Origin of the sequence: Pseudomonas orientalis, from assembly GCF_002934065.1 — a bacterium.
Taxonomy (GTDB): domain Bacteria; phylum Pseudomonadota; class Gammaproteobacteria; order Pseudomonadales; family Pseudomonadaceae; genus Aquipseudomonas; species Aquipseudomonas orientalis_A.
This window is the reverse complement of sequence record NZ_CP018049.1, coordinates 4736070-4750334: the sequence shown is the minus strand read 5'-3', so window position 1 is coordinate 4750334 and position 14265 is coordinate 4736070. Positions and strand designations below refer to the sequence as shown.

Genomic DNA, 14265 nt, shown 5'->3' with positions numbered 1-14265 from the left:
TTCGCCGCGGTGTGAAGTCGAGTTAATTATCGGGTACGCGGCTAAAAACAATCAGCTTAATTCTGCTAATTGCCGAGCTTGCCTGTGTAAGGCCATATAACGGTGGTAAAACCTTACGCTGTTAAGGGGTGTTGCCAGCGCCAGGGATCAGAATAAGGCACAAGGAGTACTGCAGTTTTTCTGCGCAATCGCTAGAATGGCGGCCTTTGCGAAGTTCTGGAGTTTCCCCCTAATGCGCACTTTTCGGCTGGTGATTGCTTGCCCGGACCGGGTTGGCATCGTTGCCAAGGTCAGTAACTTTCTGGCTTCTCATAACGGTTGGATCACCGAGGCGAGCCATCACTCGGATGATCTCAGCGGTTGGTTTTTCATGCGTCACGAAATTCGTGCCGATACCTTGCCTTTTGGTCTGCAAGCCTTCCGTGAGGCGTTTGCGCCGATCGCCGAAGAGTTTTCGATGACCTGGCACATCACCGACACCGAGCAGAAGAAACGCGTCGTGCTGATGGCCAGCCGTGAATCCCACTGCCTGGCGGACCTGCTGCACCGCTGGCACAGCGATGAGCTCGATTGCGAGATCGCGTGTGTGATCTCCAACCATGACGACCTGCGCAGCATGGTCGAATGGCATGGCATCCCGTATTACCACGTGCCGGTCAACCCGCAGGACAAGGAGCCGGCGTTCGCTGAAGTGTCGCGCCTGGTCAAGCAGCACGATGCCGATGTGGTGGTGCTGGCGCGCTACATGCAGATCCTGCCGCCGGAACTGTGCCGCGAATACGCGGGCAAGGTGATCAACATTCACCACAGCTTCCTGCCGTCGTTCGTGGGTGCCAAACCTTATCACCAGGCGTCACTGCGCGGCGTGAAGCTGATCGGCGCGACCTGTCACTATGTCACCGAGGAGCTGGACGCTGGTCCGATCATCGAGCAGGACGTGGTGCGCGTCAGCCACAGCGACAGCATCGAAGACATGGTGCGTTTCGGTCGCGACGTCGAAAAGATGGTGCTGGCCCGTGGCTTGCGTTATCACCTGGAAGATCGCGTGTTGGTGCACGGCAACAAGACCGTGGTGTTCTGATCCACACAGTTGGATTGAACAAACAGGGGCCCGGGAGTAAAACTCTCCGGGCCCTTTTTATTTTCAGGAGGCGGCCATGACCGACCCACTCGACAAGGCGACTTCCAGGCCACCCGCTACCCTGGGCGAGGGCTGTCTGAGTCGCTACGACCCGGATGCGCTGGGTGCTGAGGATGGTACTGACTTTCCCGGCGCCGCCCGGTTGTGGGAGCAGTTGCAGGAGGGTGAGAAGCCGCCCGCTGCCCCCGAAAAAGACGCTTGAGCAGCGGTTTGCCCACCATCAACAGAAACACGGGCGCACCGGCCAACAGATAGAAGTAGTAGGTGACCGCCCGCCAGATCAGAATGGCTGCCGCCGCCGTGGAGTTGCCCACCATCGGCGCAAGCAGTGCCGCCGACGTCAACTCCGCCGCCCCGGCCCCGCCTGGCAGCAGGCTGAACTGCCCGGCGGTCAATGACAGCATCTGGATCAAGAAGCTCAAGGCCCACTGCACCTGCCCACCCAGGCCGCGCAGCGCCAGGTACAACACGCTGTAGCGTAATAGCCAATGCAGGCTGGTCAGCGCAAAGACCCCGAGCAGGGTGCGCCGGGGCAATTTCAGCGTTTGGGTGAAGGCCGCGAGGAAGCGCAGCAACCGGCGGGCCCAGCGCCGGCGGGTGCCAACGCTCACCTTCATGGCCTTGAGTGCCCGTCCTGCCAGGCGAATCAGGCGGCGATGAAAGCGCACCACCAACAAGCCGCCGACGACGCCACCGACCATCGACACGGCGCTGAGCCCCAGCAGCCATTCCAGGCGCGGGTTGAGGCTATGGAACAGCGCATACAGCACGATGCCCACCAGTGCGCAGAAAAAGAACAGCAAGTCACTCAACTGGTCCATGGCGAACACCGCGCTGCCATGGGCTGGCCGTATGCCATTGCGTGCCAGCAGGCCCATCAGCGTGAGTGGCCCGCCGCTGCCGCCAGGGGTCGCGCACATGGCGAATTCGGTCGATATCACTACGCCCAGGCTTTTGCGCCATCCCAACCGACTGCGCTGCCGGCCAAGCAACAAGCGGATGCGCAGGCTGTTGATCAGCCAGCAGCCGATGATCATCGCAAACATTCCCAGTAACAGGGGCAGGGGAAACTGGCGCAGGCGCGCAACGGTTTCGCCGCCACCCAGCCACACCGGGATCACCAGCGCGACCAGCAGCGCCAGTCCCAGCCAGATCAGCCGGCGCATGGCAGCGTCGACAGCCACGCGGACTTGGTTTGTGGCGTGCGCCCATTGTCAAGCAGGCGCTTCAGGGTTTGCAGCCAATACTGACGGGAAAATTCGTGACGCATATCGACGGGGTGCAAGCCTAATCTGATCACCGATGCGGTCTGCCAGCGCTGCTCGCGTCGATCACTCAGGACCTTGGACAAGCCTCGGCGCCATGCACTGCGCGCGCTCCACACCAGGCCCGGGGCGTGGATGGGCGTGAAGTCGGGCAGGCGATACAGGTGCTGCGGGTCGCTGGTGTAGCTCAGCGGTAACTGGCGCAACGCCAACCGGGTGCCCTGGCTCATCAGCCAGGCGGGTGCGACAAACCCTTGCAGGGGCCAGTCATTGCGCTGGAATACCTCAATGCCGTCGGTCAGGCGCTGCAACGCTTCGGCTTCGGACAACTGGTAGAACTCGCCCTCATGGGTATAGATGCGCCGCATGAACCATTCCCGGGGTGTACGCGGCCGGGGTTGGTCGTCGCAGTGGTAATACCCGTGCAAGGTGAGTTCATCGCCCCTGGCCACGCGATGGTCGAGCAGGCGCCGGAAGTCGGCATGGGTGGCCAGGGCGTTGTGATGATGAAAGTCCGGAACCACCAGCCAGGTGACAGGGACATTGCCGATGGCATCGACGGCTTCGACAAAGGGCCGGTAATCAGCCCAGGTGCTCGGCGCCACGTCGTGCAGCACCAGCATGACTGAACGTTCAACCATGGGCGAGCATCGGCTTTTGTGTGCCGAGCACGGCGTGGTAGTGCCCCAACAGACTGTCCACCACCGCATCCCATGCGTAATGCTGTTCGACATGGCGCCGCGCCTGTTCCCCGAGACGGCGGCTGTCGGCGCCAAACAGTTCGCGTACCGCATCGGCCATCGCCTTGGGGTTGTTGGGCGCGCAGAGCAGGCCGCAGCGCTCGTCGACAATCTCGGTAAAGGCTCCCGCCGCCACGGCGACCACCGGAATGCCGCAGGCCATGGCTTCCAGAATGACCAGGCCGAAGGTTTCCTGGTCACCGCCATGCAGCAACGCATCGGCGCTGGCCATCAAGCGCGCAACATGATCCGCCGGGCGGAAGCCATCGACTACGGTGACATTGTCCGGCACATGGGCCGGCATGCCGGAACCCACCAGCAATAGGTGATAACCCTCGCCCAGGCGCTTCATGCAGTTGAGCAGCACCGGCAGGTTTTTTTCCTTGGAGCCACGCCCGGCGAAAATCAGCAGCCGGGTGTCTTCATCGATCCCCAGTTCGGCGCGCAGGCCGGGGTCGCGTACCTGTGGCGTGAAGGTTTGCAGGTCGACGCCCAAGGGTTGCACGAAGACGTTTTTTACCCCAAGCCCAATGAGTTTGTCGGCCATTACCTGGCTGGGCGCCAGTACCCGATCAAAATTCCCATAGAGTTTGCTGACATAAGCTTCGACGTTGGGGGTAAACCAGGCGCCCATGCGGTTACGCACCAGCAGGGGGAGGTCGGAGTGATAAAAACCGATGACGGGCACATCCAGCTGGCGCCGGGCGTCCAGGGCGGCCCAGGCGGTCAGGTAGGGATCGCCGACTTCGATCAGGTCAGGCTGCAAATCGTGCAGGACATTTCGCCATGGCGCCAGGCGCAGGGGGAAGCGGTAGCCTTTGCCGAAGGGCAGCGGCGGCGCCGGCACCTGGAAAATACCATCGCGCTCGCTCAAATGGGCGCCCGGCACCAACAGGCTGTGGCGAATGCCGGGCTTGAGCGCCAGGCGCCGGTGCTTGGCGTCCAGATAAGTGCGTACGCCACCGCTGGCCGGGGCGTAGAACATGGTTATGTCAGCGATATGCACGATGAACATCCCTCCGATCCATTGCTCTCCTTAACGTGGACCTGAGGTAAGGATAGATGTTCGATCGGGATTGGGGTCGTGCTGCGTGTTCGAGCTTGAAAGGCTGGCAAATGTGGGAGGGGGCTTGCCCCCGATGGCGGCCTCAGGACCGACCAGGATGCTGGATCAGACCGAGTACATATCCGTTTCTGCGGTAACGGCTGCTTAGGGTTCCGCCCTTACGGCGGCTCACTTTTGAAAAGCGCAAAAGTAAGCAAAACGCTCTTGCCCCACCACTCGGCACCTCGCTTGGGCTCGGTGTGCCCGAACGCAGGCTTGAATCCGTGGGCCGCCGCAATGGGCCATCCATGGCCCAGTGCGGCTAACCCGGCGTCCTGCCGGGTTACCCACGGATTCAAGCCTGCGTTCGGCCAGCGTGGTTTAACGGGGCGCCTAAGATCAAAAACAGATCAAGATCAAGAGCGGCTCGCTTCGCATCGTGGTTACGTTTGGGCGCTACAGAGTTGTGTAGACACCTATGCTCATCCTGGGCAAGCCGCTCCCACATGTTTGCCGAGTACCGCCAAGCCCCTATGTGTATCAGATGCGGAAGCTGCCCACCAATTGCTTCAGGCGCGACGCCTGTTGCTCCAGGTCCGTGCAGGCGCGCAGGGTCGATTGCAGGTTTTCCACGCCTTCCTGGTTGAGGGTGTTGATCTCGGTGATGTCCATATTGATCGATTCCACCACCGAGGTCTGCTCCTCGGTAGCGGTGGCCACGGACTGGTTCATGCCGTCGATCTCGCCAATGCGCTGAGTCACGCTGTTCAAGCGCTCGCCGGCCAGGTTGGCGATTTCCACGCTGTCCTGGCTGTGGCGCTGACTTTCACTCATGGTGCTCACCGAGTCGCGGGCGCCGACTTGCAGTTCCTCGATCATCTTCTGTACCTGTTGCGCCGATTCCTGGGTGCGATGCGCCAGGTTGCGCACTTCATCGGCCACCACCGCGAAGCCGCGACCGGCTTCTCCGGCACGCGCGGCTTCGATGGCGGCGTTGAGTGCGAGCAAGTTGGTTTGCTGGGAAATACTGGTGATCACTTCAAGGATCTGGCCAATGTTCACCGTCTTGCTGTTCAGCGCCTCGATATTGCTGCTGGAGGCGCTGATCATGCTCGACAGCTGGGTCATGGCCTTGATATTGCGCTCTACCACCTGCTGACCGTCTTCGGCCAAATGCCGCGCATCACTGGCCTGGCTGGAGGCCTGCGCCGCGTTACGCGCGATTTCCTGGGCGGCAGCGCCCAGTTGATTGATCGCAGCGGCAACGCTGTTGGTGCGGTTGGCCTGCTCGTCTGAATTGACCATCGACGAGTTGGACGCGCTGACCACCCGCAGTGCCACTTCATTGACCTGCTCGGTGGCCGATGACACTTCGCGGATCGAGGTGTGGATGCGCTCCACGAAACGGTTGAACGCGGTGCCCAGGGTGCCGAACTCGTCGTTGTTCTGGATGGTCAGGCGCCGGGTCAGGTCGCCTTCGCCGTCGGCAATGTCCTGCATGGCGCGGGTCATCACGTGCAGCGGTTGCAACAACACGCGGATCAGCATGCCCAGCAACGCGATGATGATCACCACGGCGATGAGGGTGGCGATGACCGCCGAGGTGCGGAATTCAGTGAGCATGGCGAAGGATTTGGCTTTATCCACCGAAATGCCCAGGTACCAGTTTACCGACGGCAGGCCCTTGATCGGGGTAAACGTGACGATATTGGTCTTGCCATTGGCCTGCACTTCGCTGAAATCAGCGCTGATCTTCGGCGTGTCCTTGGGGTAAACGTCCGACAGGGTTTTCATCACCAGCGCCTTATCCGGGTGCACCAGCACTTTGCCGTCGGCACTGACCAGGAACGCGTAGCCCATGCCGCCCAAGTCCAGCGCGCCAATGTTGTCCACCAGGGTTTGCAGGCTCAGGTCGCCGCCCACCACGCCGATGCTCTGGCCGGCCTTGGCGCTCGGTGTGGCGATGGAAATAATCAGCTGCCCCGTGGCCGCGTCGATATAAGGCTCGGTCAGGGTCGAGCCGTTGCTGGCCTGAGCGCCCTTGTACCAAGGGCGAACACGCGGGTCGAAACCGTCGGGCATCTTGGTGTCCGGGCGGATGGTGAACGTGCCCTGGCTGTCGCCGACGTAGGTCGCCATGAACGACGATGTCAGGGCTTTCTGTTCCAGCAGGCCGGCAACCACGGAAGGCTCGGGATTTAGGGCGATATTCTGCGCAGCGTTTTCAACCAGGGCGATGCGGCCGGTGAGCCAGGTCTGAATGCTGCCGGCGGTGACGTCGCCCATTTCATGCAGGTAGCTATTGAGGTCGTCACGAATCGCATTGCGCTGCAGGTAGTCGTTATAGAGGGTAAACAACGCAAAGGCGGCGATGACGATAAGGGAGGCTGCAAGCAAAATTTTATGGCTGAAGCGCAGGTTTTTATTCATGGCTTGTAGGGTCCGCTAAGGTCTTGATATCCGGTGCGCGCCCTCTAGAGGAGGCGCAAAATGGCAGCGTTAAAAAAGTGTGATATTTCTGGTGAGAGATCCGTTGGTCCATGTCGGAATTATCTGACCGTTTTCTAGTCTTTGTCGGGCTTACATCCGTCTATATCGACCTTGCGGCACTAAAGATTAACCATAGGTGACGAAATGCCTGACTCCACACAACTGCTTATCGGTGCCGGTCCAGACGGCCAGCCCATCGCCCAGCCCATGCGCCTGGCCAACCGTCACGGGCTGATTGCCGGTGCCACCGGCACCGGCAAGACCGTCACCTTGCAGCGCCTGGCGGAAGCGTTCAGTGACGCAGGGGTGGCGGTATTCGCCGCCGACATCAAGGGCGACCTGTGCGGCCTGGGCGCTGCGGCCAATCCCCAGGGCAAAGTCGCCGAGCGCATCGCCGGGATGCCCTTCCTTGATTACGCGCCGAAGGCTTATCCGGTCACGCTGTGGGATGTCCACGGCCAGTCGGGTCATCCGTTGCGCACCACCATCAGTGAAATGGGCCCGTTATTGCTCGGCAGCCTGCTGGAACTCACCGACAGCCAGCAGTCGGCGCTGTACGCGACATTCAAGGTGGCCGACCGTGAAGGCCTTTTGCTGCTGGACCTCAAAGACCTCAAGGCCTTGCTCAACCACCTGCGTTATCACCCTGAACTGTTGGGCGACGACGCGGCGCTGATGACCACCGGTTCCAGCCAGGCGTTGTTGCGGCGCCTCGCGGTGCTGGAGCAGCAGGGCGCCGAGGCGCTGTTCGGCGAGCCGGCCCTGCAGCTCGAAGATATTTTGCAGCCCGCCGGCGACGGGCGCGGCCGTATCCATTTGCTGGACGCCAGCCGCCTGGTGCATGACGCGCCGAAGGTCTACGCGACCTTCCTGTTGTGGCTGCTGGCGGAATTGTTCGAGCAACTGCCCGAGCGCGGCGACGCGGAAAAGCCGCTGTTGGCGCTGTTTTTCGATGAAGCGCACCTATTGTTCGCCGACACCCCCAAGGCGTTGCAGGACCGTCTGGAGCAAGTGGTGCGGTTGATTCGCTCCAAAGGGGTGGGCGTGTACTTCGTCACGCAGTCGCCGGGCGACTTGCCTGACACGGTGCTGGCGCAACTGGGCCTGCGTATTCAGCATGGCCTGCGGGCATTCACCACCAAGGAACAAAAATCCCTGCGGGCGGTGGCGGACGGTTTCCGGCCTAACCCGGCCTTCGATGCCCTGGCGGTGCTGACCGAGTTGGGCACCGGGGAAGCGCTGGTGGGCACCTTGCAGGAAAAGGGCACGCCGGAGATGGTCCAGCGCGTGCTGGTCGCGCCGCCACAGTCGCGGATCGGACCGCTGACCGAGGCCGAACGGGCGGCATTGATCGCCAGTTCGCCGCTGCAGGGCCGTTACGACAAGCCGATTGACCGCGAATCGGCCTACGAGGTGCTGATGGCGCGCAAGGACTTGGGGCCGACCGATGAGACCAAGCCTGCGACGCAAGAGCCCAGCTTCACCGACAAGGCCGGTGCGTTCCTGGGAACCACGGCAGGCAAGGCGCTGAAATCCGCCATGCAGCAGGCCGCCAATCAGATGGGGCGGCAGTTGGTGCGCGGCTTGCTGGGCTCGTTGCTGGGCGGCAGCAAGCGCAAGTGAGGCTCAGGATTTGGGCCTGGCATGGGCGGCCAGCCGTTGCAGTGCCGCGCGCAGACCCGGATCGTTGATCCCTTCAGCCGTGGCCTGGAGGGTTTCGGCGGCATTTTCCGACAGGTCCATCGTATGCCCCGCCGTGCTGCGCAGCACGGTGGGCGGCTGGACCTTGAACTGGATACGCACCAGGCCGGCAAACTCATCGAACACCATCAATTGTCGCTGCAGGCGTTTTTGCTGGTAACGCAAACGGGTCGCCCAATGGCCGTCAGTGACAATTAATAGCAGATTGCCTTCACGCCAGGACGCCACATGACAGTGTTCGCGCGCGGCCGGTTGCAGCTGGCTTTCGAGCAGGCGTTGTAAATGCCCCAGCCGTTTCGCGTGGCCAAAGATGGCTTTCAACGGCTTGGCTTCGCGAAGCAACACGCCGGGAGCGCGGGCTGGAAGAGGGCGAAATGCCATGTATAGACACCTTAGGTAACAGAGCCAGCATCTTATCAGAAAGCGCGTGTGGGCCCCGAAGCCATGCATCGGCAGGGCTTTTCCCGTGAAATCAATAAGTAACTTCTGCGCTTGATGGGTTGAAGTTCCAGCAAAAGCCCTTATTTTAAACAGGCCCTCTCACAGCGCCGTGCCCGCATCCGGGAACAACGCCACTTTCCTCACCCACGATTCCGGGTAGAATGCGCGTTCGCATGCGGCCGTGAGGGCTGCTCGGGCCACTGACGGTGCGCCCTCCATCCCTATGTGTGGAAGAACCTGCCGATATGTTTGCGCCTTTGTTAAAGAAACTTTTTGGAAGCAAGAATGAGCGCGAAGTCAAACGCATGCTCAAGACGGTGCAGCTGGTCAATGCCTTCGAAGAGCAGATGGTTGCCCTGTCGGACGAGCAATTGCGCGCCAAGACCCAAGAGTTCAAGGCCCGCATAGCCAAAGGTGAAACCCTCGACAAGCTGCTTCCCGAAGCCTTTGCGGTCGCCCGTGAAGCCGGTAAGCGCGTCATGGGCATGCGCCACTTCGACGTCCAGTTGATCGGCGGCATGACCTTGCATGAAGGCATGATTGCCGAAATGCGTACCGGTGAAGGCAAGACCCTGGTGGCAACCCTGGGCGTTTACCTCAACGCATTGTCCGGCAAGGGCGTGCACGTTGTGACGGTGAACGACTACCTGGCTCGCCGCGACGCCAACTGGATGCGCCCGCTGTATGAATTCCTCGGCCTGACCGTCGGCGTGGTAACGCCGTTCCAGCCGCCGGAAGAGAAGCGCGCCGCCTACGCCGCCGACATCACCTACGGCACCAACAACGAATTCGGTTTCGACTACCTGCGCGACAACATGGCGTTCAGCATGGAAGAAAAATTCCAGCGCGAACTCAACTTTGCCGTGATCGACGAAGTCGACTCCATCCTCATCGACGAAGCCCGTACCCCGCTGATCATCTCCGGCCAGGCCGAAGACAGCTCGCGCCTGTACACCGAGATCAACAAGTTGATCCCGCGCCTGGAGCAGCACATCGAGGAAGTCGAAGGCGTGGTGACCAAAGAAGGTCACTTCACCATTGACGAGAAGACCCGTCAGGTCGAACTCAACGAAGCCGGTCACCAGTTCGTCGAAGACATGCTGACCCAGATCGGCCTGCTGGCCGAGGGCGAGAGCCTGTACTCGGCGCATAACCTGGGCCTGCTGACCCACGTGTATGCCGGCCTGCGCGCGCACAAGCTGTTCCATCGCAACGTCGAATACATCGTGCAGGACGGCCAGGTCGTTCTGGTCGACGAACACACCGGTCGTACCATGCCCGGTCGTCGTCTGTCCGAAGGCCTGCATCAGGCCATCGAAGCCAAGGAAATGCTCAACATCCAGGCCGAGAGCCAGACGTTGGCATCCACCACCTTCCAGAACTACTTCCGTCTGTACAACAAACTGTCCGGCATGACCGGTACGGCCGACACCGAAGCGTTCGAATTCCACCAGATCTATGGTCTGTCGGTGGTGGTCATCCCGCCGAACAAGCCGCTGGCGCGTAAAGACTATAACGACCTGGTGTTCCTGACCGCCGAAGAGAAATACGCGGCGATCGTCAACGACATCAAGGACGGCATGGCCAAGGGCCGTCCGATCCTGGTGGGTACCGCGACCATCGAGACGTCCGAGCACGTGTCCAACCTGCTCAACAAGGAAGGCATCGAGCACAAGGTGCTTAACGCCAAGTTCCATGAAAAGGAAGCCGAGATCATTGCCCAGGCCGGTCGTCCCGGCGCGCTGACCATCGCCACCAACATGGCCGGTCGTGGTACCGACATCCTGTTGGGCGGTAATTGGGAAGTGGAAGTGGCCTCCCTCGACAACCCGACCCCCGAGCAAATCGCTCAGATCAAGGCTGACTGGCAGAAACGCCACCAGGCCGTGCTGGAGTCCGGCGGTTTGCAGGTGATCGCGTCCGAGCGTCACGAATCGCGCCGTATCGACAACCAGTTGCGTGGTCGTGCCGGTCGCCAGGGCGATGCCGGTTCCAGCCGTTTCTACCTGTCCCTGGAAGACAGCCTGATGCGTATCTTCGCCTCGGATCGGGTGAAGAACTTCATGAAGGCCCTGGGCATGCAGTCCGGGGAAGCGATCGAACACCGCATGGTGACCAACGCCATCGAGAAGGCTCAGCGCAAGGTCGAAGGGCGCAACTTCGACATTCGCAAGCAACTGCTCGAGTTCGATGACGTCAACAACGAACAACGTAAAGTGATCTATCACATGCGTAACACGTTGCTGGCCGCCGACAACATTGGCGAAACCATCGCTGACTTCCGCCAGGACGTGCTCAACGCGACCGTCAGCGCACATATCCCGCCGCAGTCGCTGCCTGAGCAGTGGGATGTGGCCGGCCTGGAAGCCGCGTTGAAAAGCGACTTCGGCGTCGACCTGCCGGTTCAGCAATGGCTGGACGAAGACGATCACCTGTACGAAGAGACGCTGCGCGAGAAGCTGATGACCGAGCTGCTGGCCGCGTACAACGAGAAAGAAGAGCAGGCGAGTGCCGAAGCACTGCGCACCTTCGAGAAGCAAATTGTCCTGCGCGTGCTGGACGACCTGTGGAAAGACCACCTGTCGACCATGGACCACTTGCGCCACGGTATCCATTTGCGTGGCTACGCCCAGAAGAACCCGAAGCAGGAGTACAAGCGCGAGTCGTTCACGTTGTTCTCCGAGCTGCTGGATTCGATCAAGCGCGATTCGATTCGCGTGCTGTCCCACGTTCAGGTGCGTCGCGAAGACCCGATCGAGGAAGAAGCACGTCTGCGTCAGGAAGCCGAGGCACTGGCTGCGCGCATGCAGTTCCAGCATGACGAAGCGCCTGGCCTGGAAGCGCCTGAGGTGTTGGGCGAAGAGGTCGATGTGGCCCTGGCTCAAACCCCGGTACGCAATGATCAGAAATTGGGCCGCAACGAGCTGTGCTTCTGCGGTTCGGGCAAGAAATACAAACACTGCCACGGCCAGATCGAATAAGATTTTCGCCTGACGCTGCAACATCCTGCGCCGCGACCGGCATCAGCCGTCGCGGCGTTTTGCCATTAATTCCCGTCGACAGTGACGGCATACACATCCTCTCTCTCAAGGAGCGCATACATGGCTGTTGGTCTTGGTCCTTTGCCCACATTGCACCCGGTTGCCGGTTTTGAACTCGGTATCGCTTCGGCCGGTATCAAGCGTCCGGGGCGCAAGGATGTGGTGGTGATGCGCTGTGCCGAAGGCTCGACCGTCGCCGGTGTGTTCACCCTCAACGCCTTTTGCGCTGCGCCGGTGATCCTGGCCAAGCAGCGTGTGGCCGGGTCGATTCGTTACCTGTTGACCAACACGGGGAATGCCAACGCCGGTACCGGCGAGCCTGGCCTGGTCGCCGCTGCGCGCATCTGCGCCAAGCTGGCTCAGTTGACCGGCGTAGACGCCAGCCAGGTGCTGCCGTATTCCACCGGCGTGATCGGTGAGCCCTTGCCGGTGGAGAAAATCGAAGGCGCCCTGCAAGCCGCGCTGGATGACCTGTCTGTGGATAACTGGGCGGCTGCGGCCACCGGCATCATGACCACCGACACCTTGCCCAAGGGCGCGAGCCGTCAGTTCGTGCACGATGGCGTCACCGTCACCGTGACCGGTATCAGCAAGGGCGCCGGCATGATCCGCCCGAACATGGCCACCATGCTCGGTTATATCGCCACTGACGCCAAAGTCTCCCGCGATGTGCTGCAGCGCCTGATGCTGGACGGCGCCAACAAGTCGTTCAACCGCATTACCATCGACGGTGACACCTCCACCAACGACTGCTGCATGCTGATCGCCACCGGCCAGGCCAACCTGCCGGAAATCACCTCCACCGAAGGCCCGCTGTTCGCGGCGTTGAAGCAGGCGGTGTTTGAAGTGTGCATGGACGTGGCCCAGGCCATCGTGCGTGACGGTGAGGGCGCTACCAAATTTGTGACGGTTGAAGTCAACGGCGGCGGCAACCACCAGGAATGCCTGGATGTGGGCTACACCGTGGCGCACTCGCCGCTGATTAAGACCGCATTGTTCGCTTCCGACCCGAACTGGGGCCGCATCCTCGCAGCCGTTGGTCGCGCCGGTGTACCTGACCTGGACGTGAGCAAGATCGACGTGTTCCTTGGCGACGTGTGCATTGCCAGCCGTGGCGCCCGCGCCGAAACCTACACCGAAGCCCAGGGCTCGGCAGTGATGCAGCAGGAAGAAATCACCATCCGCATCGAGCTGGGTCGCGGCGAGTGCAGCGAAACCATCTGGACCACGGACCTGTCCCACGAATACGTGAAGATCAACGCGGAATATCGCACCTGAAGGTGGGAGCGAGCTTGCTCGCGAAAAACTCAACGCCATTGCGTTCATCCAGGGTGTACGCGTTATCGTTGACGTTCTTCGCGAGCAAGCTCGCTCCTACAAGGGTTATAACGAGAGGAAGCAGTGGCGGTGAAACGAGTGCATGTAGCAGCAGCGGTGATCCGCGGTGTCGATGGCAGGATCCTGCTGGCACGCCGCGCCGATACTCAACATCAAGGCGGCCTCTGGGAATTTCCCGGCGGCAAGGTGGAGGCGGATGAGTCGGTCCCCACGGCCTTGTCCCGCGAATTGCAGGAAGAGCTGGGTATCCAGGTCACCACCGCGCGGCCGTTGATCCAGGTGCAACATGACTACCCGGACAAACAGGTGCTGCTGGATGTCTGGGAGGTCTCGGCCTTCACCGGCGAACCCCACGGCGCTGAAGGGCAGCCGTTGGAATGGGTGGTGCCACGGGACCTGGTCAACTATGCGTTCCCGGCGGCGAATACACCGATTGTCGCTGCTGCGCGCTTGCCCGCCGAATACCTGATCACCCCTGGCGAGCTGGAAACCCCGACGCTGCTGCGTGGCATCCAGAAGGCTATCGCGGGTGGCATCAAGCTGGTTCAACTGCGCGCACCCAACGGCTACGACCCCAAATACCGTGACCTGGCAGTGGATGCGGTGGGCCTGTGTGCCGGCAAGGCGCAATTGATGATCAAGGGGCCGTTCGAATGGCTGGGGGATTTCCCCGCAGCCGGCTGGCACATGACCTCGGCGCAATTGCGCAAATATGCGAGCAAGGGCCGTCCGCTGCCTGAGGATCGTTGGCTGGCGGCTTCTTGCCACAATGCTGAGGAGCTGGCGCTGGCGGAATTGATGGACGTGGATTTCGTCACGCTGTCACCGGTTCAGCCGACGCAAACCCATCCCGAGGCCCAGCCGCTGGGTTGGGAGCAGGCGGCCGAGCTGATCCGTGGGTTCAGCAAACCGGTGTTTCTGCTGGGCGGAGTTGGGCCTGCGCAGCGGGAGCAGGCTTGGGAGACTGGGGCTCAGGGTGTGGCTGGGATTCGGGCGTTTTGGCCCGGGGATTGATTTTGCTTTGACGGGCGCTATCGGGGGCAAGCCCCCTCCCACATTTTGA

The 14265-nt window shown here is 61.3% G+C and carries 10 protein-coding genes and 1 pseudogene; 5 read left to right on the top strand and 6 right to left on the bottom strand.

Annotated elements, in window-relative coordinates; genetic code table 11:
- Positions 1–232: 232 nt before the first annotated feature.
- Entirely contained in the window at positions 233–1081 is an 849-nt protein-coding gene (gene purU / locus BOP93_RS21405; protein WP_043050024.1) for a formyltetrahydrofolate deformylase, read from the top strand.
- A 116-nt stretch (positions 1082–1197) separates the two neighbouring features.
- On the opposite strand, the gene BOP93_RS21400 is transcribed toward purU, so the two are convergent.
- The 5 genes and pseudogenes from BOP93_RS21400 to BOP93_RS28320 form a co-directional block, all read right to left on the bottom strand.
- The gene (locus BOP93_RS21400) at positions 1198–2307 is read right to left on the bottom strand and encodes a lysylphosphatidylglycerol synthase transmembrane domain-containing protein (protein WP_104504567.1); all 1110 of its coding nucleotides are present in this window, start codon (positions 2305–2307) and stop codon (positions 1198–1200) included.
- Positions 2295–3047 (bottom strand): DUF2334 domain-containing protein, encoded by a 753-nt coding sequence (locus tag BOP93_RS21395; RefSeq protein ID WP_104504566.1) that lies wholly within the window; start codon positions 3045–3047, stop codon positions 2295–2297. Before BOP93_RS21395 ends, BOP93_RS21400 begins: the two co-directional genes overlap by 13 nt.
- Positions 3040–4152, bottom strand: coding sequence for a glycosyltransferase family 4 protein (locus BOP93_RS21390; protein WP_371914215.1), 1113 nt, complete (start codon positions 4150–4152; stop codon positions 3040–3042). The genes BOP93_RS21395 and BOP93_RS21390 overlap by 8 nt, the downstream gene beginning before the upstream one ends.
- A 579-nt stretch (positions 4153–4731) precedes the next feature.
- Positions 4732–5496: a methyl-accepting chemotaxis protein gene (locus BOP93_RS28325; RefSeq protein ID WP_370671690.1), complete on the bottom strand. Its 765-nt coding sequence runs from the start codon at positions 5494–5496 to the stop codon at positions 4732–4734.
- Positions 5497–5589: 93 nt separating this feature from the next.
- A pseudogene (locus BOP93_RS28320) lies at positions 5590–6621 on the bottom strand (HAMP domain-containing protein); the annotation flags it as partial.
- 204 nt (positions 6622–6825) lie between these two features.
- Between BOP93_RS28320 and BOP93_RS21375 the strand changes: the two are divergent.
- Positions 6826–8304: a helicase HerA-like domain-containing protein gene (locus BOP93_RS21375; protein WP_104504564.1), complete on the top strand. Its 1479-nt coding sequence runs from the start codon at positions 6826–6828 to the stop codon at positions 8302–8304.
- A 3-nt stretch (positions 8305–8307) separates the two neighbouring features.
- Here BOP93_RS21375 and BOP93_RS21370 read toward each other — a convergent pair whose 3' ends face one another.
- Complete coding sequence (locus BOP93_RS21370) at positions 8308–8763, bottom strand: DUF721 domain-containing protein (protein WP_104504563.1); 456 nt, start codon at positions 8761–8763, stop codon at positions 8308–8310.
- Positions 8764–9068: 305 nt separating this feature from the next.
- Here BOP93_RS21370 and secA point away from each other — a divergent pair, with 305 nt between their 5' ends.
- The 3 genes from secA to BOP93_RS21355 all read left to right on the top strand — a co-directional run bounded on the left by secA (position 9069) and on the right by BOP93_RS21355 (position 14216).
- A complete protein-coding gene (gene secA, locus BOP93_RS21365) occupies positions 9069–11804 on the top strand; it encodes a preprotein translocase subunit SecA (protein WP_104504562.1) in 2736 nt (911 codons plus the stop codon).
- A gap of 120 nt (positions 11805–11924) precedes the next feature.
- On the top strand, positions 11925–13142 hold the full coding sequence (argJ, locus tag BOP93_RS21360) for a bifunctional glutamate N-acetyltransferase/amino-acid acetyltransferase ArgJ (RefSeq protein WP_104504561.1): 1218 nt from the start codon (positions 11925–11927) through the stop codon (positions 13140–13142).
- A gap of 129 nt (positions 13143–13271) precedes the next feature.
- On the top strand, positions 13272–14216 hold the full coding sequence (locus BOP93_RS21355; protein WP_104505344.1) for a Nudix family hydrolase: 945 nt from the start codon (positions 13272–13274) through the stop codon (positions 14214–14216).
- The last annotated feature ends 49 nt before the right edge of the window (positions 14217–14265 follow it).

Coding starts and splice junctions, on each gene's coding strand:
- BOP93_RS28325 (WP_370671690.1), bottom strand. CDS start 5,496: ATGGTCAATTCAGACGAGCAGGCCAACCGCACCAACAGCGTTGCCGCT.
- purU (WP_043050024.1), top strand. CDS start 233: ATGCGCACTTTTCGGCTGGTGATTGCTTGCCCGGACCGGGTTGGCATC.
- secA (WP_104504562.1), top strand. CDS start 9,069: ATGTTTGCGCCTTTGTTAAAGAAACTTTTTGGAAGCAAGAATGAGCGC.
- BOP93_RS21400 (WP_104504567.1), bottom strand. CDS start 2,307: ATGCGCCGGCTGATCTGGCTGGGACTGGCGCTGCTGGTCGCGCTGGTG.
- BOP93_RS21370 (WP_104504563.1), bottom strand. CDS start 8,763: ATGGCATTTCGCCCTCTTCCAGCCCGCGCTCCCGGCGTGTTGCTTCGC.
- BOP93_RS21395 (WP_104504566.1), bottom strand. CDS start 3,047: ATGGTTGAACGTTCAGTCATGCTGGTGCTGCACGACGTGGCGCCGAGC.
- argJ (WP_104504561.1), top strand. CDS start 11,925: ATGGCTGTTGGTCTTGGTCCTTTGCCCACATTGCACCCGGTTGCCGGT.
- BOP93_RS21375 (WP_104504564.1), top strand. CDS start 6,826: ATGCCTGACTCCACACAACTGCTTATCGGTGCCGGTCCAGACGGCCAG.